At 37.8% G+C, this 23,453-nt stretch carries 18 protein-coding genes; 5 read left to right on the top strand and 13 right to left on the bottom strand.

The annotated features are described in order from the left end of the window. Positions 1 to 8 precede the first annotated feature (8 nt). The 3 genes from UCH001_RS09545 to UCH001_RS09535 form a co-directional block, all read right to left on the bottom strand. Positions 9 to 1,949, bottom strand: coding sequence for a proton-conducting transporter membrane subunit (locus UCH001_RS09545; protein WP_067177282.1), 1,941 nt, complete (start codon positions 1,947 to 1,949; stop codon positions 9 to 11). After that, positions 1,949 to 2,599 (bottom strand): 4Fe-4S dicluster domain-containing protein, encoded by a 651-nt coding sequence (locus UCH001_RS09540; protein WP_067177279.1) that lies wholly within the window; start codon positions 2,597 to 2,599, stop codon positions 1,949 to 1,951. Before UCH001_RS09540 ends, UCH001_RS09545 begins: the two co-directional genes overlap by 1 nt. A gap of 249 nt (positions 2,600 to 2,848) precedes the next feature. Beyond that, positions 2,849 to 5,140, bottom strand: a complete 2,292-nt coding sequence (locus tag UCH001_RS09535) for an EAL domain-containing protein (protein ID WP_067177277.1) — start codon at positions 5,138 to 5,140, stop codon at positions 2,849 to 2,851. 166 nt (positions 5,141 to 5,306) lie between these two features. Here UCH001_RS09535 and UCH001_RS09530 point away from each other — a divergent pair, with 166 nt between their 5' ends. The 3 genes from UCH001_RS09530 to UCH001_RS09520 are packed head-to-tail and all read left to right on the top strand — an operon-like array spanning position 5,307 to position 8,144. Further along, positions 5,307 to 6,902 (top strand): ABC-F family ATP-binding cassette domain-containing protein, encoded by a 1,596-nt coding sequence (locus tag UCH001_RS09530; RefSeq protein WP_067177276.1) that lies wholly within the window; start codon positions 5,307 to 5,309, stop codon positions 6,900 to 6,902. Next, complete coding sequence (locus UCH001_RS09525) at positions 6,871 to 7,230, top strand: translation initiation factor (protein ID WP_067177274.1); 360 nt, start codon at positions 6,871 to 6,873, stop codon at positions 7,228 to 7,230. The genes UCH001_RS09530 and UCH001_RS09525 overlap by 32 nt, the downstream gene beginning before the upstream one ends. 2 nt (positions 7,231 to 7,232) lie before the next feature. After that, positions 7,233 to 8,144: an AEC family transporter gene (locus UCH001_RS09520; protein ID WP_067177271.1), complete on the top strand. Its 912-nt coding sequence runs from the start codon at positions 7,233 to 7,235 to the stop codon at positions 8,142 to 8,144. On the opposite strand, the gene UCH001_RS09515 is transcribed toward UCH001_RS09520, so the two are convergent. The 10 genes from UCH001_RS09515 to UCH001_RS09470 form a co-directional block, all read right to left on the bottom strand. Then, the gene (locus UCH001_RS09515) at positions 8,139 to 8,834 is read right to left on the bottom strand and encodes a TrkA family potassium uptake protein (RefSeq protein ID WP_067177269.1); all 696 of its coding nucleotides are present in this window, start codon (positions 8,832 to 8,834) and stop codon (positions 8,139 to 8,141) included. The two genes, UCH001_RS09520 and UCH001_RS09515, sit on opposite strands and share 6 nt — an antisense overlap. Continuing rightward, positions 8,831 to 10,390: a potassium channel protein gene (locus tag UCH001_RS09510; protein WP_067177267.1), complete on the bottom strand. Its 1,560-nt coding sequence runs from the start codon at positions 10,388 to 10,390 to the stop codon at positions 8,831 to 8,833. Before UCH001_RS09510 ends, UCH001_RS09515 begins: the two co-directional genes overlap by 4 nt. A 47-nt stretch (positions 10,391 to 10,437) precedes the next feature. Continuing rightward, complete coding sequence (locus tag UCH001_RS09505) at positions 10,438 to 10,644, bottom strand: Rdx family protein (protein WP_067177265.1); 207 nt, start codon at positions 10,642 to 10,644, stop codon at positions 10,438 to 10,440. A 48-nt stretch (positions 10,645 to 10,692) separates the two neighbouring features. Beyond that, complete coding sequence (locus UCH001_RS09500) at positions 10,693 to 11,931, bottom strand: EAL and HDOD domain-containing protein (RefSeq protein ID WP_067177264.1); 1,239 nt, start codon at positions 11,929 to 11,931, stop codon at positions 10,693 to 10,695. A gap of 159 nt (positions 11,932 to 12,090) precedes the next feature. After that, positions 12,091 to 13,407, bottom strand: coding sequence for a M99 family carboxypeptidase catalytic domain-containing protein (locus UCH001_RS09495; RefSeq protein WP_067177263.1), 1,317 nt, complete (start codon positions 13,405 to 13,407; stop codon positions 12,091 to 12,093). Between the two features lie 78 nt (positions 13,408 to 13,485). Next, a complete protein-coding gene (locus tag UCH001_RS09490; RefSeq protein WP_067177261.1) occupies positions 13,486 to 13,857 on the bottom strand; it encodes an HIT family protein in 372 nt (123 codons plus the stop codon). Continuing rightward, positions 13,857 to 14,729 (bottom strand): radical SAM/SPASM domain-containing protein, encoded by an 873-nt coding sequence (locus tag UCH001_RS09485; RefSeq protein WP_067177259.1) that lies wholly within the window; start codon positions 14,727 to 14,729, stop codon positions 13,857 to 13,859. The genes UCH001_RS09490 and UCH001_RS09485 overlap by 1 nt, the downstream gene beginning before the upstream one ends. Positions 14,730 to 14,737: 8 nt before the next feature. Continuing rightward, positions 14,738 to 16,570, bottom strand: a complete 1,833-nt coding sequence (locus UCH001_RS09480) for a GGDEF domain-containing protein (protein WP_067177258.1) — start codon at positions 16,568 to 16,570, stop codon at positions 14,738 to 14,740. Positions 16,571 to 16,589: 19 nt separating this feature from the next. Next, entirely contained in the window at positions 16,590 to 18,401 is a 1,812-nt protein-coding gene (gene glmS / locus UCH001_RS09475) for a glutamine--fructose-6-phosphate transaminase (isomerizing) (RefSeq protein WP_067177257.1), read from the bottom strand. 13 nt (positions 18,402 to 18,414) lie between these two features. Next, positions 18,415 to 20,940 (bottom strand): HD domain-containing protein, encoded by a 2,526-nt coding sequence (locus UCH001_RS09470; RefSeq protein WP_067177255.1) that lies wholly within the window; start codon positions 20,938 to 20,940, stop codon positions 18,415 to 18,417. A gap of 111 nt (positions 20,941 to 21,051) precedes the next feature. Between UCH001_RS09470 and trpB the strand changes: the two genes are divergently transcribed. Both trpB and mqnE read left to right on the top strand, forming a co-directional pair. Further along, the gene (gene trpB / locus UCH001_RS09465; protein ID WP_067178511.1) at positions 21,052 to 22,260 is read left to right on the top strand and encodes a tryptophan synthase subunit beta; all 1,209 of its coding nucleotides are present in this window, start codon (positions 21,052 to 21,054) and stop codon (positions 22,258 to 22,260) included. A 126-nt stretch (positions 22,261 to 22,386) separates the two neighbouring features. Continuing rightward, positions 22,387 to 23,451 (top strand): aminofutalosine synthase MqnE, encoded by a 1,065-nt coding sequence (mqnE, locus tag UCH001_RS09460; RefSeq protein ID WP_067177253.1) that lies wholly within the window; start codon positions 22,387 to 22,389, stop codon positions 23,449 to 23,451. The last annotated feature ends 2 nt before the right edge of the window (positions 23,452 to 23,453 follow it).

Here is a 23,453-nt window from a genome sequence, read left to right as displayed (position 1 = left end):
TCCTCTCCTTATAGATAGTAGTACCCAAAAATGAGTACTAAACAAAGATAGATTAAGATATAGCCCGTATAAAGATTGGTTCTACCATTTTGAAAAATGCCTATCTTGTCAGCGATGAGCATCACCATATCAATCACAGGAGCATAAAGTTTTTCCCAAAAGAGGTCATGTGTTTTTTTCGTATAGACTACTTTTGAAAAATAACCATCAAGCTTGATCTCTTGTTCATGTTTAAGAAGGAAGCTCAGTGCTTTTCTGATGTCACCTGTAAAAGAGTTTGAACCGATTTGCATATTTTTGTTATAAATAAAACCACACGCCCAAGGATCTGTAACTCTTACTTCTTTATTGTTTGCTTTGAGCAGATAAAGGAAGATGAAAGGCAGAATGGAGCAGAGCACCATGACCATAACGATGATAGGCATAGAGATAAAGCCATAAGTACTGACGCTCGTTTGTGGGATGATGGTTAAAACGATTTTTGAGAGAATACTCACAACATCGTTCATAAAAAGACCAAAGCCCACACAAAGGCTTGCTAAGAGTCCTAGTGGTAAGAGTCTGCTAAAGGAGACTTCTTTTGCTTCTTCAACACATTTTGTATCGCGAGCGACACCTAAGAAGATAGCACCGTACACTTTTGAAAAAGCCATGATTGCCATCGCTCCAGTAATGGAGAGCGCAATGATCGCGAGCGAGAAGAAAAAGCGTGATGACGCACCTTCTTCAATGCCGCCGATAACCATAGTTTTATAAACAATCCATTCACTTGCAAAACCATTCAGTGGTGGCAATGCACAGATAGAAAGTGCCGTAACAAAAAAGATGATAGAGGTGATTGGCATTTTTTTGTGTAAACCACCGAGTGCGTCCATATCACGTGTATTGGTTGCGGTGAAGACATTGCCGCTTAACATAAACAGAAGAGATTTGAAAACCGCATGGTTTAAAATATGGAAAAAGGCTGCAATAAAACCTATCAAAGCGATGATTGGTGAATTGGTGCCAAGACCATAAAATGCTCCTCCAAGACCTAAAAAGATGATACCGACATTTTCACATGAACTGTACGCAATAGAAGCTTTATAGTCGTTAGAGACAAGCGCGTAAATAATGCCAAAGATACAGCTCAGTGCACCCATAGTAAGCAAGATGTATCCAAAGTAAGCAAACTGTGGTAAAAGCAGTGAAAATTTGATAAACGCAAACAGAGCAACTTTAATCATGACACCACTCATGAGTGCTGAAGCGTTTGAAGGACATTGACAGTACGCGATTGGCAACCAGACATGAAAAGGAAACATACCTGCTTTTGAGCCAAGACCGATAAGTAAGAGTGAAAAGAGCGTGATGCTCATGCCCATACCCATTTCAAGATGATCGAATTTGCTAAACTCAAATGTACCCGCGATGCTTGCCATAATGATAAGCGCAACCATAAGACACGATGCTCCAATTTGAGCAATACCTAGATAAATCATGACATTTTTAGATGCGCCTTCACCATCATTGATTAAGATAAGAAGTGCAGATATAAGTGTCATAATCTCCCATAGAAGCATAAATGAGAAGACGTTATCACTAGCGATAACTAAAAGCATGGAGAGAATGAAAGCATTGAAAAGTGAAGCAAAGACTGCTAAATTGGCTTTTTTCTCATAAAATTTCGCATAATCAAAGCTAAAGAGTGAAACCGCAAAAGCGATGAAACTCACTAAAAAACTAAAGAACATGCCCACAGAGTCAAGTCTAAATTGAGGTAAACTGATGAAATTACCAGGTAATTTCCAAATCAGCGTCTCATCAAAATTTGAAAAGAAAAAAACCGCCGCATAAAGTGAAATGACACTTGCTAAACCAAATCCAACTTTTTGAGCAAGAAGAGGTTTTTTATAAAGAGCAAGAGACAGAAGTGAGGCTAACAAAAATAGGGTGTATATCGTTTGCATTATGCTTCCTCTTTGTTGGTTTCTGGTGTTTCAGTAGGAGCAGGTTTTGGTTCTTTTGGTTTTTTAACTTCAGGTGCTGGGATGTTTTCAAAAGTGACATTAGGTACGACCGCTTTTAAAAATGGTGCCATATCGCCTTTGATTTTCTTACCAAATTTACATTCACCTAGAACAGGATCAATCATAACAAGTGCTCCTGTTGGACAAACACTTACACATGCAGGGCCCGTTTCTATACCTACACACATATCGCATTTGATGGCAATACTTTTAAGCCCGCTGATACAGCCAGCTTCTAGATTTCTTTCCACTTCTTCTATAACAGAAGGAGGAAATTCTGCCTCAATATTAATGGCGCCATAAGGACACGCAATGGTACAGAGTTTACAGCCGATACAGATTTCTTCGCACAGCTCAACACAGGCATTGTCAATACGAAGCGCACCCGTTGGGCAGACATTGGCACAAGGAGCATCATCACATTGACGGCATTGGTTAGGCATTTTCCCGCTCTCCAAAGTGAGTACATCAAGTCTTTTTTTGGAGAGTTTTCCACGTATATAGGCATGTTTTACGCATGTTTTTACACAGGCGTTACATGCAATGCAGAGGTCTGGATTCGTAATAACGAATTTATGAACTTTTGACATAGACTATCCTCTATGGTTTGTTTGGCTTAATTAATAAATCTAGTACAATAATTTAAAAATCATATCATTGTTAAATGACTTAACTATGATAATTAACCGTTTCACACAAAAAATTATATATTAACTGTGTAGCATGAAAATAGCTTAATATAAAAATTTATAGTTTTTTTAAAATTAATTCGTCATCTTAAGACAATGATGCGCTTGTTTTTCTAAAAGTTTTCTTTTTATTTACAAGCAGTAGAAGAATTAAGATTTATTTGGGAATGTTTGCTCTTTTAAAAAGCGTAGAAGTTCCTCTTTGGGAAGAGGTTTTGAGAAATAATACCCTTGAAAACGATCGCAGCCAAAGGTTGTCAAAATCTCTTTCTGCTCTTTGGTCTCAACACCTTCTGCCAAAATATGCATATCAAAATTTTTACCAATAGCAATGATGTTTTGTACCATTTTGACTGAAGCTTCATCGCTACAAATTTCATCAACAAAGCTTTTATCGATTTTGAGCTCATCAATCGGAAGTTTACGTAACATACTTAAAGAGGAGTAGCCTGTTCCAAAATCATCCATAGAGATTTGGATACCTAACTCTCTAATCTGTTTTAAGAGTGGCAAAATATAGTGCATATCTTCAATAAAGAGATTTTCAGTCACCTCTAAGGTGATAGAGAGACGATGCATCTGTGTTTTTTCAACACTAGAAAGCAAATGTTCTAAAAAGCCAGGGTCCATAAATTGACGTACAGATATATTAATAGAAATTTGAAACGAGTGTGCGAGTTCAAGATGAAGCGCTTTAATTTCACTGCACGCAGTTTCAATAATAAAACGTCCAATTTTAGGCATCAATCCTGAAGCTTCAGCTAAAGGAATGAAATGGTTAGGTGGAACATTGCCAAGTGTTGGGCTGTTCCATCGAAGAAGTGCTTCAACCCCATACACACAACCTTCTGTATCGATTTGAGGCTGATACACCATAAAGAGTTCGTGCTGATTGATGGCTTTGCGAAGTTCTTGTTCTATCCTCACATTTTTTAAAAACCCTTCTTGCATTTCACTGGCAAAAATATGTGCGCTATTTTTAATTTTTTTGGATTCATACAGTGCGATATCCGAAGCACGAAGCAACATATCTAGACTTTCTCCATGCTCAGGATAAAGTGCAATACCCATGCTCGCTCCAATGTTAAAATGCAGGTCGTTGACATTATAAGGGCGAGAAAGAGCATCTATGAGGCGTGTTGCAAAAGAGAGTAACTCTTTGCGTTCATGCAGATGGGTTACAAGAACAAATTCATCGCCTCCATAACGGATAATCAATGAGCGAGGTGGTGTTAATGCACGCAACCTTCGTGTGATTTCCACTAAAACATAGTCTCCAAATTGATGTCCAAAGCTGTCGTTAATATTTTTAAAATGGTCCATATCCACATAGAAAATGCTAAACGATGGTGCCCCTTTGTACGCCCAATTATGAATATTTTGATGCAGATAACTACGGTTTGGAAGTGCTGTTAACTGGTCATGAGTTGCTTGTTCGATTAAATCACGTCTGCGTTTCTCTTCTGCTTTTGCTATTAGACGAAAGAGAAAGAAAAAAACGCCACCAGAAATTAGGAACGTTGCTAAGTACAATAGAAATGTTGTGAGAAAGTCTTTAATAACGGTGTCAAGATAGGTGTGAACAATAATCCAGAGTTTATAGGTTTTATTGTATTTCAATGAGGCTAAATAGCGAACATTATTGTCATGAGTATAACCAAAAGAGACAATAGGCTCATCGCGTTTAAGTTCTTGTGGCGTAAGCCCATAGGTATCAAAAATGATGGTGTAAACACGTTCCATAATCTCCTTTGGGAATGGTTTTCCATAAGTTTTGTTGTAGTCATTTTTGCCTTCAGAATTGTACTGTTGGTACAAATCTGTATCGCGAATGACTGAAACTACGAGATTTTGGCGATGATGAATGGTGTTCATCAGAGTGTCAAATGTACTGGTAAGTCGTAACAATGTCGTCATGACAAAAAGTGGATTTCCTTCTTCATCACGAACAGCTTTACGTATAGGCATTCCCCATTTTTGTAAAGGAGGTGAAAAATAGGTACGACCAAAAACCATTCCTTGTGATGAGATTGCCTCTAAAAAAGAGTCATGACTCTCGGGTTGTTTCATAAGATTTGGAACTTGTTTTGGATCTTTGTATGAGCTTGCGTAAATAAAATCTCCCTCAGGCGTCGTGACACCAAAAGCAACAACATCAGGATTTTTTAAAAGGGATTGAGAATGTTTTTCAATACTTGGCGTGTTATAGAGATGATGCCTGTCTTCAAGAATAGATACACCCAAAATATCCATAAGGCGTTCTTGTGTATCAAATAAAGAGTGTGTAGCATTTGCCATCAACTCGACAATAGCTTCTTGTGATGCTTGATATTTGTAGTAGGTGTTTTCCCATTTGAAGTAAGAAGCCGTGAGAAATAGCACAGTGGCAGTAAACGTTAAAATATAAAAAAGAAACCAGATGTTTTTCTTGAGGATTGCCACGTAAGATCCTTTGCTTCGGGTCGAACTTTTTTTATTGTAACATTTTTTGAACTAAAAATAGCAAGATTTTTTTCTCATACGAAAGAGCGCTAGATTGAGGGTAAATATTGAAACAAGCAACATAGTGCTATAATCCGCGTAAAACTAATAGAGAGAAGAGAAGAATATGGTAGAAGTTAACAACCTAACGATGCGCTTTTCGCATCAGCTTTTATTTGAAAATATCAACCTGAAATTGGACAAAGGTAAACGTTACGGACTTATCGGTGCCAATGGTGCAGGTAAAACGACATTTTTGAAAATTTTATCCCGTCAAATTGAGCCAACCAGTGGTAATATCTCCATTGAAAATGGTTTACGTGTTGGTGTTTTAGGACAAAATCAATACGCTTTTGAGGATTTTACTCTTAAAGATGCTGTAATGTACGGCAATAAAAGACTCTATGATGCGATTAAAGAAAAAGAAGAACTCTATGTAACAGGTGATTTTTCGGATGATAAAGTCAATGATCGTTTAGCAGAGCTTGAGATTATTTGTGCGGAAGAAGATCCAACGTATGAAGTTGAAGTCAATATTGAAAAAATCCTAGCCTCACTTGGTTTCCCAGTAGAGATGCACGATAGCTTGATGAGTGAACTCACAGGTGGCGATAAGTTTAAGATTTTGCTAGCGCAAGTGCTGTATCCAAAACCAGATGTTCTTTTCCTCGATGAGCCAACGAACAACTTAGACTTGGAAGCGATTTCGTGGTTAGAAGAACAACTCATTCGCCATGAAGGAACGATGGTCGTTATTTCGCACGATAGACACTTCCTTAACTCCGTTGTCACCAACATTCTTGATGTGGATTTTAAGAAAATTCGCGAATTTACAGGTAACTATGATGAATGGTATATGGCTGCAAACTTAATTGCGAAACAACAAGAGATGGAGCGTGATAAGAAGCTTAAAGAAAAAGAAGAGCTTGAAGCCTTTGTTCGTCGTTTCTCTGCCAATGCTTCTAAAGCAAAGCAAGCAACATCACGTCAAAAACGTCTTGAAAAACTAGACATCGCAGACATTCAAACCTCTTCACGTAGAGATCCTAGCATTGTGTTTAGAATGGGTCGTGACATTGGAAATGAAGTCTTGGAAGTTGAAGGCATTGAAAAAAGTTATGGTGATCAAAAAGTACTTCATAATATCAGTTTTAAAGTAGAAAAAGGCGAAAAGATCGCACTTATCGGACACAATGGTGTGGGTAAAACAACACTATGTAACATTCTTATGGAACAACTAACCTCTGATACAGGCAGTGTTAAATGGGGCGCTACCATCATTCCAAGTTATTTCCCACAAAATACAACGGACATCATCACGGGTGATTTACAACTTTTTGAGTGGTTGCAACAGTACGATGAGAAAAAAGATTTGGATGAAATCAGAAAGTGTCTAGGTCGTATGCTTTTCTCAGGTGAAGAGCAAAAGAAAAGTGTCAACCAACTGAGCGGTGGAGAAAAACACCGTATGATGCTTTCAAAAATGATGCTTCAAAAAGGTAACTTCTTGGTGTTGGATGAACCTGATAACCACCTTGATCTTGAAGCGATTATCGCTTTAGGCGAGGGATTGTATAAATTCCCTGGTAATGTCATCTGTGTAACCCACGATAGAGAGCTCATTGATGCGTTTGCAAACCGTATCATCGAGCTACACCCAGATGGTTCTGTGATTGATTTTAAAGGCGATTATGAAGCCTTTAGAGAGACCTATGGCAGATAAAAAAGTCCTTTTTACACTTGGATCCGCACTTGATAACGATGACGGATGGAAATTTGAGGAGGAGAAATCTTCCTCAAAACCCGTCGAGATTAAAACGCCTTCCAAACATCTTTTAGTGTTAAAGATGGAAAAACGCCAAGGTAAACCAGTCTCTATCGTAGGACCTTTTTCCCTTGAAAAAGAGGCTCTTACAACACTCTGTTCTTTGGTCAAAAAAAAGCTTGGCAGTGGCGGCACATGTAAAGCTGAATGGATGGAGTTTCAAGGGGAGTGCCGTGAAAAACTCAAAACGATTTTAGAGGCCTTGGAATATCGATTTAAGGGATAAGTATGAATTATGTTTTGAATGCGCTTTTGCCAATTTGTTTCATTATTTTTACAGGGTATGCGTTTAAGCATGCAAAGTTTCCTTCTGTTGATTTCTGGCCTAAAATGGATAAATTTACCTACTATGTCTTGATGCCGTGTCTTTTAGTGTATGAACTTTCTGTTGCTAAAATTGACTTGACGCATACCGTTAATCTTGTTTTTTCTTCTTTAAGTGGTATTTTTCTTATCTTGGTCATTCTGATTTTACTTAATATGATTTTGCATTTTGAGAACAGAGCATTTACCTCTATTGTCCAAGGAGGTATTCGTTTTAATACCTATGTCTTTTTAGCACTGGTCAATGCCGTTTATGGCGATAAGGGCTTAGTTTTAGCGGCTATTGTAATGGCGTTTGCTATTCCCTTTATTAATATTTTGTGTATCTCCGTTTTTGCTATCTATTTGCGTGATGGAAACTTTTCACTCCGCGCCTTTTTTAAAACCATTCTTACAAACCCTCTGATTGGTGCCTGTGCTATTGGTGGGCTTATCAATGCCAGTGGCATTGAAATGCCGATATTTATTTTAAAAAGTATTTCCATTGTGAGTCATGCGGCACTTCCAATGGGGCTTTTATCGGTTGGTGTGGGATTAGAGCTAAAATACCTCAAACATGCAAAGAAAGAGTTGGTGGTTTCAACCGTTGCAAAATTGGTTTTATTTCCTATGGTCGCTTATGGTTTATCGCATATTTTTGGGCTTGCAGGAATGAGCCTAAGCATTGCAATTATCTTTGCATCCATGCCAACAGCAACGTCTTCACATATATTGGCACGGGAGCTTGGTGGGGATGTCTCTTTAATGGCATCCATCACAACACTTGAAACATTAGCCTGTGTGGGAACGCTTTTTTTAATTGTTCCTCTGTTATAGACTAAAATCCATTTTAAAGCGTTCTATCTCAGCACTTTTACCGATTACAACTAAGATATCACCATAATCTAATTTATGGTTACGCCCTTCTGTGATAAAAATGAACTCTTTCTTGAGTTCTTTGTCGTGAATGCCAACAAGAAGCATATTGTAATTCTCTGTAGGATAGCATTCACTTAAGAACAATCCATTCAGTGGGGAATGTGCTGTAATGGTGATCTGCTCCATGTTGATATCTTCTTCCCCAAAAATCGTTGCATCAATCACTTGCATAATTTCAGGCTGTGTTATCAGCTTATAGATACGCTTCCCACAGATTTGATAAGGATCTAAGATCGTGCTAGCACCTGCAATCTCAAGCTTATGTATGGCATCTTTTGTGTGCGTCGTTGAGACAATTTGCACCTTTGGGTCTAAAGAGCGAATAGAGAGTGTTAAAAACACATTTTGAACATCTTCCTCAAACAGAGTAAAGACAAATCCAACATCTTCGCCAATACCCAAATTTAAAAGCGTCTCATCGTCACTATAATCCGTGATACGAAGATCAAATCCTAGTTTTTTAGCTTTAGGCAAAAGATTCGCATCATTATCGATACAGGTAAATGTCAATCCTTGTTCTTGTAATCTTGTTCCTATCTCAATGGCAGATCGGCTAAATCCAAAAAGGAGAATTTTACTTTCTCTCATCGTATATTTCCTTTGTCATTGAGTTTGCGCAGAGCATTGATGTGATGTTTACGCCCCATAATAATCAACATATCATGCGGTTGAAGTACAAAATCTGACTTTGGATTGAACAAAAAGGTTGGTGAACTCTCTTTTCGTAAGATGCCAAAAAGCATAAGTCGTTTTTCTCTAAGCTCTAGTGCTTCAAGAGGTTGGTTGACAAAAAAAGCGTGTTCATGGATAGGAATCATATCGAAGATAACACCTGTATTTTCTGTGAGCATTTCATCGAGCGCTGCATACGAAATCGGTTGTGTAATATACTGTGCTCCCATAAGTCCAATTGTTTCATCTGCACTAAATGCGTAGTTTGCACCTGCTAAAAAGTATTTTCGTTTATGTGTATTTTTAATAACACGGGCAATGATGATGATCTGTTTACTAAGACTTCGTGCGGTAAGTGTAATGAAGACATTGAGCTCATCGCTATTTGTAGCACATATAATTTGGGATGCCCGTTTCCCAACACCAAGTTCGCCTAAAATACGGCTACGTGAAGCATCTGCAATAATGCCGATGAGTCCTCGTTCTTGGGCTAGTTTGATTTTTTCTGCATCATTATCGATAATGACCAGTTTATATCCATCTTCATGCAACATTTTAGCGACTACCTCGCCCACGCGACCATAACCACAGATAACAATATAACTCTCTAATCGGTCAACTTCGGCAAAGAGACGACTCTCTTTAAGTTCTAAAAGTTTATTTTGAAAGGAGGAGACGATGATAGAGGTCAAAAAAGCGAGTGTTGCGACACCTAAAATAATTAAGACCATCGAAACAATCATACCCTCAGTTGTTACAGGAACGATGTCACCGTATCCTACGGTTCCCATCGTCACAATCGCCCAATAAAGGGCATCAAAGAGGGTATTGATTTTGGGATTTTGATGTGTTTCAAAAATATAAATAGCTGAACTTCCTGTAAAGATAACAAAGCTTGCGAAAATAGCCAAAGTAAAGAGTTCAAATTTCTTTTCTGTCAAAATTGCCGTAAATGTTTTCATACTTCTTGCATAACGAAAAAGTTTAAAAATCCTAAATAAGAGAAAAATACGCAAAAAGCGCAGTGGACGGTAACTTGGCAAAATAGCTAAGAGGTCAATAATGGCTAAAGGAGAGACAATATACTCTCCTTTTTTCTTCAGAATGGCAAGGAGTGTTCGTGGTAATGAAAAGGGTAGGTTATTATTGATGGCATAGTCATAACGCTCTAGAAAGATCTTATGGCTATCGGAGTAGATCCAAAAGCGTAAAAGATACTCAATGATAAAAACGACCAAGGAAAATTGTACGAAGGTATCTAAAAAAGGGTGCCCATCAGGGTTTTTGACTTCATAGAGTAAGAAAAAAACACTGATGACAACCAGAATAACCATGAAAATATCAAAATAAAATTTGAGTCTTGAGTGCTGATACTCTAAGAGTGTCCTGCAAAACTCCTTAATGCGATGATAGCGAGAAGACGCTTCTATACTATAAGCTAATCGCACACAAAAGCTCGTAAAATAGCCCACGATATACCTTTTAAAAAAATGTGAAAGTCATACAGTGAGGTGTAAGGTTAATAATCTGCTTTTTGAAGCAATGAAATAATCTCTCCACTCTCTGGAAATCGTTCAATGGGTGTGCCAATTTTCTCTGTTTTAGAGAAAATAACTTTTTCATCAACCACAACATCAAAAAAACCACCCGTTTTTGGGCTTAATGATACGTTTGCACTAGGATATGCGATTAAAATTTCATCTTTCACACGGAAAGCTCGTGGCATATATCCTCAACGTGTACAGTAATAAATAACAACATTCATAGTAACTCCTTAATTTGGATGACTTTCGGTTTCTTCGACAAAAATAGTTGCTTTGGTACATGCGTCATAAAGTTGTTCTGTGCTAAAACATGGATAATGTCCAAGTTTTTTTATGGTTGCTTCTGTATCTTCAGAGTGGTTCATCTCTGTAGCGATGTAGAGAAGCTCTCCTAAAAAGCCTTCCCGAAACAGTAGGGCGGTTTTGATTTCATCATCTAAGTGCACATTGTTCAAAAACTCAAGCATGGGTATGTTGAGATAGGCGTCAATAAGAGAGAGGCTACCTGTTAGAAACGCTTTGTTGGCAAGCTCAGGTTTATTGCACATAAGTGCTAACTCTTCCATCACTTTAGCTCTAAATTTGGCATTATTAAAGATTTCTGTTCCAAAAGGGCGGTTTTGTGGAACTCCATAAAGAAAAAGTCCAAGCCATGAGATAATTTTCTGAGGACCTAAAAGAAGCACCATTTGCTTAATTGAGGTGATCTTTTGTTTAAAGTGGTAAGCTCCTGAATTAACATGGCGTAAAAGGTTATAAACAAGATCAGGGCAGGTTGCAAATTTTTCTGATATATACGCAACGTCATTGTTTTCTTGAATACAATTAATAAGTCGCAATGCATTAACGGTATTGGGCTCAATTCTTTTCCCGCTTAAAATCACAGGTCGCTCAAAAAAATACCCTTGAAAAAGTTGAAAGTCGAGTTTTGAGCATGTTTCATACTCTTCATGTGTCTCAATTTTTTCAGCCAGAAGAGGAATAGTATATTTTTGAAGTTTATCGATCGATATTTGAAGTTGTGGTATTCCGATAGCTTGAATATCTACTTTAATAATGTCAATGTAGGGAAAGAGTGGTTCATAATACTTAATCATCGTATCGCTACAGTCAAAATCATCGAGCGAAAAACGATACCCCAACGAGTGCAAGTGTTTTACGCGTTCATACAGAGCCAAAGAGACTTTGGTGTGTTCTAAAATTTCAAAACTAAAATGCTCTTTTGGAAGCAGTAAAATAGCATCGCTGAAAAGAATACTCTCATCTACATTGATATAGCCTCTTTTATGCCCGATGATAGGAGTTAGTCCAATATTGTGAATAAGATTAACAATAACGCGTGCGGAGGCTTTAGCATTGTCTTGAAATGTTGCAACATTGTTAGCTTCACAAGAACGATAAAGGAGTTCATACCCAAAGCATACACCCTCTTTGTCAAAAATCGGTTGTCTTCCCACAAAGGTACTCACACAGCGCTCCTTGATTCTTTCTGATTATTCAGTAAGAGTTCTTGCATATAACTCTTTAGATGCTTTTAAAACACAGCTTTAAAAGCTACGTATGCTAATACTTAGCAGAAGCTGGCACTTCTTTCACGCTACATTGCGAAAGAAGTACAAGATGAAAGGCTATTTTTTACTTTTTTTCTCATCTTCAAATTTTATATTGACCATACCACAGAACTTTTTATCTTTGTAAAATTGTACCATATAGGTTGTTTCATCTTTATCAATAGCATAACTTTTGATAAAATCTTTTGGTTCAACCCTTATGCCACCTTCACTAATGACACCTGGTTTTGAGTAGCCAATGATATTGATACGATAGCCATTAATTGGATCAATTTGGAAGCTATTTTTTGCGCTAATGAGAGAGCCTATCTTTGCTGTTGTCTTTTTACCATCTATGATCAGACCAATATCATTTAAAGAGTGTTCAAACTCGATAAAATCAGGTTTTAGTGTTGAAACTAAAATATTGCCGTTCATGATTTTGTATTCATCTTTGTCTTTAATAACAGCTACTAAAGGGTTGTTGCTATTATAAACCAATTTGTCTTTACTCATTGGGAAGAATTTGATGTAGGTTTTAAGCGTTGCAAGATCCAATGTGATTTTTGTTGGAGGAATTTCTAACATACCATCATCGTTAAGAAGCTTTTTAATATTTTCCTCGCTTAATTCAAAAGAACGAGAATACTTGATGTTCATAACATTCATAAATTTTTCAATGGTTTTGAGTTGGTAAAAGACTTTATGCGAAAGTTGAGTGATGTTTTTACTGGTCTCAATAGCAAAAGCAGGTTTGTTGTTCGTAATAGAAAAGTACGTCAAACTTTGTTGCATTGCCTTGTCTTGAGATTTTGTATTGGTGTTTTTCACGTTAAACTCATGGACATCTTCGATCAAGTCAACATTGGTCTCTTGATTCACTTTTTTAGCGATTTCTGCTAGGTTGCCATACTTAGCGTTTGAAATTTGTTGCTGATCAATAATGGTTGCTTGTCCCCACGCTTTTGGATTAAAGTTTTTATCAATTTGGCGATCTCTATAGAACCCTTGTCCATCATGGAGGTTCAAAGTAAGATCCACTTTTGGGTTTAAAATAAGTTTCTTAACTTCTGCAACAGTGTCAAAATCTTTATCTTTCGTCTCGATTTTGGCAAATTTACGGTTCATGTCACCATTAATACCACGAGAATTTTTGACAATGCTGTCAAAATTGAGATTTGGAACAATCCAGAGATTACCACTTTCAATTTTATAGTAACGGGCTAAAAGCATTGGTGCGAAGTAACCTCCTGGTTCATCGCCATGAATACCTCCGACAATTAAAAGAGTACTACCTTCTTTGCCACTTTCCTTTTTGATGAGAGAATAATGTAAATTTGCGCTAAACGCATACGTTGAGAGTAAAAAACAGAAACTTAGGAACACTTTTTTCATTCGTTATCTTTATATTTTTTTTAAAATTTTTCCAAAAAGCTTAGCAAAAGGGAGATTAAAATTCACCCAAAAACAGGATTAGAGCGCTAACTTACTTTGTAGAATGGTAACAAAGTTCTCAAAACTTGGGAGATGTAGGTGTGCTTCACGTTGTTTGACTCCCCACATAGACTCAGGAAAGTGCGAATCTTCTTCAAATCGTGCCATAACATGGATATGCAGATGAGGAACATAGTTACCAAACATCGCAATATTGATTTTTTTAGGGTTGTAGTAAAAACGCATGGTTTCTTCGACAATCAGCATGGCCTTAAGCATAGCAGCTTGTGTCTCAGGGTCGCAGTCACTGAGTTCTTTATAAGGACGTTTTGAGAAAATTTTTACCCAAGGGATGATGGCATTTTCTTTTTCGATATAGAAGTATTCATTTTCATATAATTTGTCAGACATTAGTTCTCCTTAAAACGGTTTTTATACTTGCATTTTTGACATAAAGTTTCGATAGCTTTATGACGTTTAAAGCCTTCAATGATAGTGTGGGTTCTTGGTGCATTTAAGATGTGCTCGAGTGTGTCTGTTTGTAGGCTGCCAAGTTCTACAACACCATCTTTGTCCAAACAACAAGGCACAACAGTCCCATTGGAAAGAATTCCAAAATGAGAAGAAAGCCCTAAACATGTTCCATCACTGTGATGGGATGAAGCAAGAGAAGGCCATTCAAAATACGTGTCAAAGTGCAGCAAGACTTTTTCTGTCAATCGAATAGAGCGAGGCTTCTCTTCATAGATTTTTGTAGCATCTAATGGCGTGTTAAACGTTTTTTCAAGGTACTTAAAAAGTGTTTCATTGAAGGTTTTTTCACTCTGTTCTTCATCCATATTCCATAAACGAAGGTTAATGAAAAGCTCTCTATTTTTTTCTAATTTAAGTTGGCATAACGCTACAATAGGCTCCATATACGCTTCAAATGAGAGTGGCATACTGTTTTTATTATAACTGTTCAGTGAAATATTGACCTGTTTGATGGCAGGATGTAATAACGTATGAAGATCATGTTTATTTAGGTAGTATCCACTGGTGGTAAGTATTACTTTAAAGTGTTTTTTGAGCGTTATATCCAAATAAGCTTTCAGATTGGAAAGCGTGAGTGGATCTCCTCCCATGTGGTACGCTACTTCTTTTGTATAGGGTGTAAGTTCATTGAGTACATGTTCAAAAAAAGAGAGTGACATAGTATGTGATGGAAGTGCTTTTGGAGGACAAAAACTGCATTTGAGCCCACAAATGTTAGTGAGCTCAATATACACGCGGTAAAATTTCATCATTACCTTTAAAAATCGCTTTTGAGTTCTTGAGAATCGACCATAGAAGCATCAAAACGTTTGACACAATTACGACCGCTATCTTTTGCATTGTAGAGTGCAATATCTGCAAATTTAATACATTTCCACAATGAATCTGAATCTTTCGGGAAGATAGATGCGCCAACGCTCAATGTTTTATAGAATGTTGAGCCATTGTTGGATTGAATAGGGGATTTCTCAAAAGCAAGACGAATTTTTTCAGCAATGTTCGTTACCATTGTCTCTTCACATTGATATAAAAGTACCAAAAATTCTTCTCCCCCAAAACGGAATGCGGTGTCAGATTCACGAATGTTTTCTTTAAGCACTTGTGCTAAAACTTTAATCGCCTTATCGCCTACATCGTGACCATATGTGTCGTTTACCATTTTGAAGAAGTCGATGTCAATCATCAAAATTCCATAGACGATGCCATTACGTTTAGCCTGAGAGAGCGCTTTTTCGATGTATTCATCGAGGTATTTTCGGTTAAATAGTCCTGTTAGCGCATCGGTTGTTGAGGAAATTTTCAAAATCTCGGTAAGGTTTTTACTGACAAGTTCAGGTCTGGCTGCATCAATGTAATTTTGAATTTTAGGAAGTTGCTCTTTTGTAAAGTTCAACTCTTCTGGAGTTTTTGCCCAAATACTGAGCAAGATTTCAAAATCACTGCTAATAAGATACGGAATACAAAGATGATGATGATCACATGTTTCGCATGATTCACAAATATTTTTAAATTGATCAGAAAAGACAGCTTGTTTTGTACGAAGCGCACGACAGGTTGGATCGAGATTGCGTTTTTGACTCGCCGCATCAAAGACGATGGTTGGATGGATAGCATTCTTTCCTGATTCAATCAAAACAAAGTCTTTGAGTTTTAATTCATTCTGCAAAATGGAGCCTATACGTCTGTAGACTTGCTCTTTATTCTCATCAAACTCAATGGTACGTTTAAACTGATAAATATCGGAAAGTTCATGCACAATGCTTTGTGCTTCGAGCAGAAGGTCAGATTGATGATTTGGTGAGAGGGCTAAAAACTTTTTAACGGTTGCTTCGATGTCTTTTAAGGTATCTTCGAGTTTATCTAAAATAGAGTTGATCCAAAATTTAACATCTTGGTACTCTTTATCATTGCTCGAACAGCGCACACGTCTAACATATTCACCTTCTTGCGCTTTTTTCATAACAAACTTGATAGAGTGAAACAGTTCCATCAATGGTTTCATAGAGTGATTGATAATGATAAAAACTAAGATCATAATGACGATAGAAACACCCAAAATGGTTAATGAGGTTAAAATACCATTGGTTCTTACGTCTGAGATATCAAACACAATACTAATTGCACCTAAAACATCACCTTCTTTAGCTTGATGACACTGCATACAATTAGGAAGACCATGCTCTTTTGCAATATAAGGTGTTGTGACTCTTAGTTTCGCGCTGTGAGTGCTTTCTGTAATTTGTTTTTGAACTTCACCTGTTTTAAGGGCTTTCTCATCGATGCCATCGCGGATGAGTTCATTACCCAGCCCTTTGCCAAACTGTTTTTCAACTGCTTCACTACGAAAAATCCAAAGAGCTTCAACCCCTTTGGACGCACTTATCTTTTTAAGAAAAAATTCTCGTTTATCCATTGTACCGCTTAGCATATGTGCACTAAGCCCGTCTTCTACTAAACTTGAAATGATTTGCGCTTTCTCTTCTGCATTTTTAATCCCAATGCTTCGGATAGAAAGAGCTGAAATTACCATAAGAATCATAAAAGAGATAAAAATCGTTCCTACAATGACCAAAGAGAGCTTTTTTTGCATCGCGTTTCCTTACAGGTGATTATTCTACAGTGACACTTTTTGCTAAGTTTCGTGGCATATCGACATCATTTCCAAGGCGAATGGATATTTCTAAGGCAAGCAATTGGGTGATGAGCATCATCTCAAAAAACTCGCCCATCATATGTGTGTGAGGCTTTGTTTTGATAAAATCATCGGCTAACTCAAAGGACTCTGGACTAATCACCAAAAGGGTTGAATCGCGAGCACCTAGTTCTTCGACGTTGCTTTTCATCTTATCGTAGAGAAGATTTTTAGGCATTAAGGCTATAGTGAAAAGCTCGCTGTCGGCAAGAGCTATTGGTCCATGTTTCATCTCGCCTGCAGGGTAACCTTCTGCATGAAGATAACTGATCTCTTTGAGTTTGAGTGCACCTTCAAGAGCGAGTGGATAGAAAAGATCACGACCAATAAAGAAGAAACCATGTCCGTGAAGATAACGTTTGGAGAGACGGCGAATTTTTTCATGGGTTGCTTCATTGACTTTTAAAACAAGTGGAATGTGAAGCAGTGCTGCAATTTCATTCTGAAGTGTTGCCTCATCCATACTTCCTTTATGCTCACCAATGAAGAGTGTTAAAAGCCAAAGAGTGATGACTTGAGTTGCAAACGCTTTGGTACTGGCGACACCTTTTTCAATACCTGCACGAGTAAGGATGGTCATATCAGCAGTACGTACAATAGAGGAGTTATCGACATTACAAATCGCGAGTGTTTGCATACCTCCACGTTTTGCCATTTTAAGGGCTTCTAGTGTGTCTGCTGTTTCACCACTTTGAGAAATGACAATAAAGAGTGTTTTTGGATCAAGCAGAGGCTCTTTGTAGCGGAACTCACTGGCTATTTCAACATTGGTGCGAATTTTGGCTAAACGTTCAAACATATAACACGCGCTGAGTGCTGCATGATAACTTGTACCACATGCACAAATTTTAATGGCATCAATGTTTGAAAGATCAAGAGTGGAGAGTTCATCCAAGACAACAGAATTGTCCTTGATACGACCCATAAGGGTTTCTCCAACGACTAAAGACTGCTCATAAATCTCTTTTTCCATAAAGTAACGGTAGCCATCTTTTTGTGCAGAGAGTTTATCGTGCGTCAGTGGTTTGAAATCAAGGTGTTGAGCAATACTATTTTTTAAAAGCGTAATTTCTTTATCTTTTGCCCAACCGTATTCGCCATCTTCAAGATAGACAACCTCTTTAACAAGGCCTATCAGTGGGGCATCAGAAGAGCTAAAGAAGACTTCTCCTTCACTGCTTTTCCCAAGAAGTAATGGCACAGCATTTTTCGCAAAGAAGATAACATCGGGTTCTTTTTTTGTAATAAGTAAAATTGCATAAGCGCCATGTAGAGAAGCTACAGTCTTTTCAAACGCTTTAAAGCAATCTCCAAGTTCTCGGACATTTTTTTCAAAAAGATGTACGGCTACTTCGGTGTCAGTTTGGCTTAAAAATTTTACACCATCTTTTAAAAGTTCGTCTTTGATCTCTTTATAGTTTTCGATGATGCCATTGTGAATGATGTAGGAGAATTCACCCCAGTGTGGATGTGCATTTGCTTCTGTTGGTTTACCATGTGTTGCCCACCTAGTATGTCCGATACCCACACCAAAACCTGATGAGCTAAAATTTTCGACTTTATGGTCTAGATTTGAGAGTTTTCCTGTGGCTTTAAATGACGTAATATCACCATCTTTAAGCACAGCAATACCTGCTGAATCATATCCTCTGTATTCTAGTTCTTTGAGCCCACTAATTAAAAAATTGCGTTTTTCTTTGGTTCCAATATAGCCAACAATTCCACACATAGACATTACCTTTTTAATAAAAATAATCTAAAATATTTTCTCCATTGTTACATAAACCCACTGTTTTTTCGATTAAAAGCAGGTTTCTTGTTCGATTCTTGATCGTCTGAATCTTTGCCATAGCGATATCAATGCCGTGTTCATCAAAGACACTCATAAAGTATGCCATGAGCCCGTGTTGGTTCTTTGTATTGACATGCATTAGAGCGTATGATTTTGAATGTTCGCAGTTGATGTCGATCTCACCTTTGAGGATAGTCGGTTTTTTGAGCGTAACCTTTTTGCTCATATCAAACGAGTTTTCGATGAGTTCTTTAATGATTTCAATGTCATTTTCCGTAACTTTTTCATTAAAGTCAATTTGGAAATATTTTTTGCCATCAAACAGTTTATAGATATCCATCTGCACAAGGTCTAAGTAGGAGAGTTTTCCCAAAAGATACCCAATGTTGAAGTTTTTGCCTCGAATAACGTTGATGCTAAGGTGGTCTTCATTGCTGATTTTGTAGCGATATGAATCACTTGGTGTTTCATCGGCTTCTGTGACAATTTGAACGATTTCATGAGGTTTTTGTTTTAAGAAAAAGAAATTGGATTGAATGGAGAGTGTTTTTTTCTGAAGCACTTTAGAGAGTTCTAAAAATTCAGGTGTCTTTTTAAGGCTGTTCTCTTTTCGTAGGCGTTTGGTTGTCTCATCAATGAGTTCTTCTTTATCAAACATCTCAAGGCTATAGTTGTAAAATTCACGAAGAAGTTTCGCAATAAACCCTGTGTAAATGTTGTCATTAACAGCATTGGTATCTGCGTAAGTCAAAATGTAGAGCATTTTCAAAATCTGTGGACTTTGAAGTTTTGAAATAAACGCTAGGACCACTTTTTCATCATAGATATCTTCACGATTAGCTGTATTGCTCATAAGGGTATGGTATTTAATGAGTGTAATTCCCGTCTCAATTGCTTGTTCTGAAAACTCTAATTTCAAGGCATAAGCTCTGAAGATTTTAGCGCCCAGTTCACTATGGTCGCCCTTACGTCCTTTCCCAATGTCATGAACAAAAGAAACGAGCTTCATTAAGGCACGTCCTTCAGGGCAAAGGTCGTCAAACAGTGATTTGATAAACGGCTCTTTGATGTTCTCTAAGTGATAGAGTGTGTTCAATGAGTGGATGTCCACAGGGAGTTTGTGGTAGCCATCAAACTGTGCAAGGTTGAGGATCTGACGAAACGGTTTAATGAGTTGTTGTAACAAAGACGCTTCATATAAAACACTAAAGAGTGCATAGACATTAGGTTGAAAGAGCAGTGCTCGGAATTTTTTATAGATTTTTTTAGAATTATGCGATGTGTAATGGCAATTTTTGATATAACTGATATAACTGATATCAAAACTAAGCTTTGGATCATCAAAGTGCTGAAGTTGCTCTAATACAACGCTAAGACTTGGACTTGGTTTTTTGAGCGAAGCCACGACACAGTTATCAACAACATACAACCCTTTTTCAATGCGTCCTTTTTTCAGATCATTCAAACGCGTTGGATGACTTAGTACCGATGCAGTAAGTTTGCGCATAAAGATTTTACACGTGACATCTATGGTGTGCATGGAAGAGAGTGTTCGAGAGGCAAGTTGCATTTGCGCATTTTTAAGAATTTTGTTTTGAAAGCCTAGTTTTTGGGCAACATCAGGAATAAACTCAAGATTAAGCACATCTTGTTTTTTCTTGGCACTAAGGTGCAAAGCGGAGCGTACACGGTATAAAAACTCTAAAGAGCTTCTAAACTCTCTGTACTCTTCCTCATTGATGATTTCTGGCACACGGTCACGAATACGAATGCTTCCAAAGAGAATTTTACAAATCCATGAAAGGGTATTGGCGTCTCTGAGTCCGCCCACACCTTCTTTGATGTTGGGCTCCATACTCATAGGATGTTTGGCACGTCTCTCTTCATTGGCGGCAACAATTTGAGCAATGACCTCTTTTTTTTGCCATTTTTGAATTTTAAGAAGTTCTCTCTCTGTTTCCATCCATAAGAGTTTTGAGCCACATAAGAAACGAGATTCTAACATAGCCGTTTTAATGGTGAGGTCTTGATTGCTTGCCGCTAAAAGTTCTTCAAGTTTATGCGTACGATGCCCCAGTTTAATCCCTGCATCCCATGCAAGATAAAGCATCGATTGGATGAGAGGTTCTATGTTATATCCAGGAACAGCTTTGTAAACAACCATAAGGTCAATGTCTGAGTAAACGCACAACTCTTCTCTTCCGTAACTTCCCATACCCACAAGAACGACGGGAATGGAGTTGACAAAAGGCATGTAGTTACCAAAATATTTGCGCAGGGTGTATTTGTAAATGAGGATGATAAATTGGTCAATTTTTTTAGCGTGTTTAACCAGAAAATCTTTGCCTTGATTTTCGACAAATATTTCATTTAAAGAGCCAAGATAGTGTTTAATGTGCTCTTTAATCAGTTTTGATATTTCAAAATCGTCCGCATTTTTATCAATCAAATCTTCGATAATCTCTTCAATTTCCATACACCATTCCTCAGAAAACTTATATGATATAATACAGAAAAAGAGCTTGGTTGTAACCAAACGTGTGATGAAGTTGTGACCAATGCACTTGAAATCAAAAGGATAAAAATGATGCAAAAGCCTTATCTAAGAGCCTTCCCTGACGCAAATGGTTATTTTGGAAAATTTGGTGGAGCTTTTTTACCGCCTGAACTTGTAGAACAGTTTAAAAAGATTGAAGAGGCGTACTTGACGATTGGTAACTCGCACAATTTTATCCGTGAATTGCGTGATATACGCAAACACTATCAAGGACGCCCAACACCTGTGTATTATGCAAAACGTCTTAGCGAGCATATTGGTGGTGCACGTATTTATCTCAAACGAGAAGACTTAAACCACACAGGTGCTCATAAACTTAACCATTGTATGGGTGAAGCACTTTTAGCTAAGTATTTAGGTAAAAAGAAGTTGATTGCTGAAACGGGAGCAGGGCAGCATGGTGTGGCTCTTGCAACGGCAGCTGCGTACTTTGGGCTTGAGTGTGAAATTCACATGGGTGAAGTAGATATCGCCAAAGAGCATCCAAACGTTGTACGTATGCGTGTGCTTGGTGCTAAAGTAGTACCAGTGAGTTTTGGAGCACGAACGCTTAAAGAAGCTGTAGATTCAGCGTTTGTAGCATATTTACAAGATCCAGAAAATAGCATTTACTGCATCGGTTCTGTTGTTGGTCCTCATCCGTTCCCTAAAATGGTCAGAGATTTTCAAAGTGTGGTTGGCATAGAAGCTAGAGAACAATTTTTAGAAATGACAGGCAATCTTCCTGATAATTTAGTCGCGTGTGTGGGTGGTGGCAGTAATGCTATCGGCCTTTTCTCGGCATTCATTGACGATCCATGTGAGATGTATGGCGTTGAACCAGGAGGACGTGGAACAAAACTTGGAGAACATGCTGCAAGTTTAACCTATGGAAGTGAAGGAATGCTGCATGGCTTTAATTCCATTATGCTTAAGAACGATGCTGGTGAGCCTGCTGAAGTTTACTCTATCGCAAGTGGATTAGACTATCCTTCCGTTGGGCCTGAACATGCGTATCTAAACTCTATTGGGCGTACCAAAGTAGGTATTGCAGATGATAAAGAGACCATTCAAGCCTTTTACGATCTAAGCCATTATGAGGGCATCATTCCTGCTCTTGAGAGTGCTCATGCTGTGGCATTTGCGATGAAACTTGCCAAAGAAAAACCGTATGAATCTATTTTAGTGAACCTCAGTGGTCGTGGCGATAAAGATATCGATTTTGTCGTTGAACATTATAAACCAGAAGATTATCTATAAAAAATAGGGGGAGAAAAGGAATCATTTTGGTACTTTTCTTCCCTTCCATGGTACTTTTAAACTTTTAACCTCTCTTTATAAAAAAAATTGCTAAAATCTGCTCTTATTTCTTTCTGAAAGTAATTCATGACTCTTATAGAAAAACTTGAAAACAATGAACGACTAAGCCTTGAAGATGGCATAGCCCTCTACGATCTTGATCTATTTACACTCGGTAAATACGCGAATCAAAGACGAAGAGCACTTCATGGCGATAAAGTCTTTTTCAATGTCAATCGACATATCAACCCTACCAACATCTGTAAAGACATCTGTAAATTCTGTGCATTTTCCGCTAATCGTAAAAACCCCAATCCTTATACTATGACGCATGAAGAGATTTTAGCTATCTTGGATAACTCAGTGAACAATAATCACATCACTGAAGTCCATGTTGTCTCAGCACACAACCCTGCAACAGGGTTAGAATGGTACTTAGAGATTTTCTCCAAGATCAAAAAGCGCTTTCCACATCTACATGTAAAGGCACTAACCGCAGCAGAAATCAACTTCCTAGCAACAGAGTATAAACTCAGTTTTGATGAGGTCATTGATAAGATGATAGAGTATGGTGTAGACTCTATGCCTGGTGGTGGTGCTGAAATTTTTGATGAAAAAGTGCGCGAATATGTCTGCAAAGGTAAAGTCAGCTCAGCTGAGTGGTTACACATCCATGAACTCTGGCATAAACGTGGTCGCGAGTCCAATGCGACGATGCTGTTTGGTCATGTGGAAAAGCGTGAACACCGCATCGACCATATGCTCCGCCTTCGTGATCTGCAAGACCGCACACACGGTTTTAATGCGTTTATTCCTCTTGTCTACCAACGTGACAACAACTACTTACATGTCGAAGATTTTTTAAGTTCAACCGAAATTCTCAAAACATTTGCCATCAGTCGTTTGATGCTCGATAATATTAACCACATTAAAGCCTACTGGGCAACATCGACGATTAACTTAGCTCTTGTTGCAATGGAGTATGGTGCAGATGATTTGGATGGTACGATTGAAGCCGAAGCGATTCAATCCGCCGCAGGCGCTAAAAGTGCTAAAGGACTTGGTTTGCAAAGTATTTTAGAGCTTATTGAAACCAGTGGCTTTAAAGCAGTTGAACGCGATAGTTTATACAACGAACTCAAAACATATTAATA

Source organism: Sulfurospirillum sp. UCH001, assembly GCF_001548035.1.
Classification (GTDB): domain Bacteria; phylum Campylobacterota; class Campylobacteria; order Campylobacterales; family Sulfurospirillaceae; genus Sulfurospirillum.
This window is presented reverse-complemented; position numbering and strand designations above follow the sequence as displayed.

What these genes read in the sequence shown, in the direction of transcription:
- UCH001_RS09545 (WP_067177282.1), bottom strand. Translation starts at nt 1,949, where the DNA reads ATGCAAACGATATACACCCTATTTTTGTTAGCCTCACTTCTGTCTCTT.
- UCH001_RS09540 (WP_067177279.1), bottom strand. Translation starts at nt 2,599, where the DNA reads ATGTCAAAAGTTCATAAATTCGTTATTACGAATCCAGACCTCTGCATT.
- UCH001_RS09530 (WP_067177276.1), top strand. Translation starts at nt 5,307, where the DNA reads ATGGTAGAAGTTAACAACCTAACGATGCGCTTTTCGCATCAGCTTTTA.
- UCH001_RS09525 (WP_067177274.1), top strand. Translation starts at nt 6,871, where the DNA reads ATGAAGCCTTTAGAGAGACCTATGGCAGATAAAAAAGTCCTTTTTACA.
- UCH001_RS09520 (WP_067177271.1), top strand. Translation starts at nt 7,233, where the DNA reads ATGAATTATGTTTTGAATGCGCTTTTGCCAATTTGTTTCATTATTTTT.
- UCH001_RS09515 (WP_067177269.1), bottom strand. Translation starts at nt 8,834, where the DNA reads ATGAGAGAAAGTAAAATTCTCCTTTTTGGATTTAGCCGATCTGCCATT.
- UCH001_RS09505 (WP_067177265.1), bottom strand. Translation starts at nt 10,644, where the DNA reads ATGCCACGAGCTTTCCGTGTGAAAGATGAAATTTTAATCGCATATCCT.
- UCH001_RS09495 (WP_067177263.1), bottom strand. Translation starts at nt 13,407, where the DNA reads ATGAAAAAAGTGTTCCTAAGTTTCTGTTTTTTACTCTCAACGTATGCG.
- UCH001_RS09490 (WP_067177261.1), bottom strand. Translation starts at nt 13,857, where the DNA reads ATGTCTGACAAATTATATGAAAATGAATACTTCTATATCGAAAAAGAA.
- UCH001_RS09485 (WP_067177259.1), bottom strand. Translation starts at nt 14,729, where the DNA reads ATGAAATTTTACCGCGTGTATATTGAGCTCACTAACATTTGTGGGCTC.
- UCH001_RS09480 (WP_067177258.1), bottom strand. Translation starts at nt 16,570, where the DNA reads ATGCAAAAAAAGCTCTCTTTGGTCATTGTAGGAACGATTTTTATCTCT.
- glmS (WP_067177257.1), bottom strand. Translation starts at nt 18,401, where the DNA reads ATGTGTGGAATTGTTGGCTATATTGGAACCAAAGAAAAACGCAATTTT.
- UCH001_RS09470 (WP_067177255.1), bottom strand. Translation starts at nt 20,940, where the DNA reads ATGGAAATTGAAGAGATTATCGAAGATTTGATTGATAAAAATGCGGAC.
- trpB (WP_067178511.1), top strand. Translation starts at nt 21,052, where the DNA reads ATGCAAAAGCCTTATCTAAGAGCCTTCCCTGACGCAAATGGTTATTTT.
- mqnE (WP_067177253.1), top strand. Translation starts at nt 22,387, where the DNA reads ATGACTCTTATAGAAAAACTTGAAAACAATGAACGACTAAGCCTTGAA.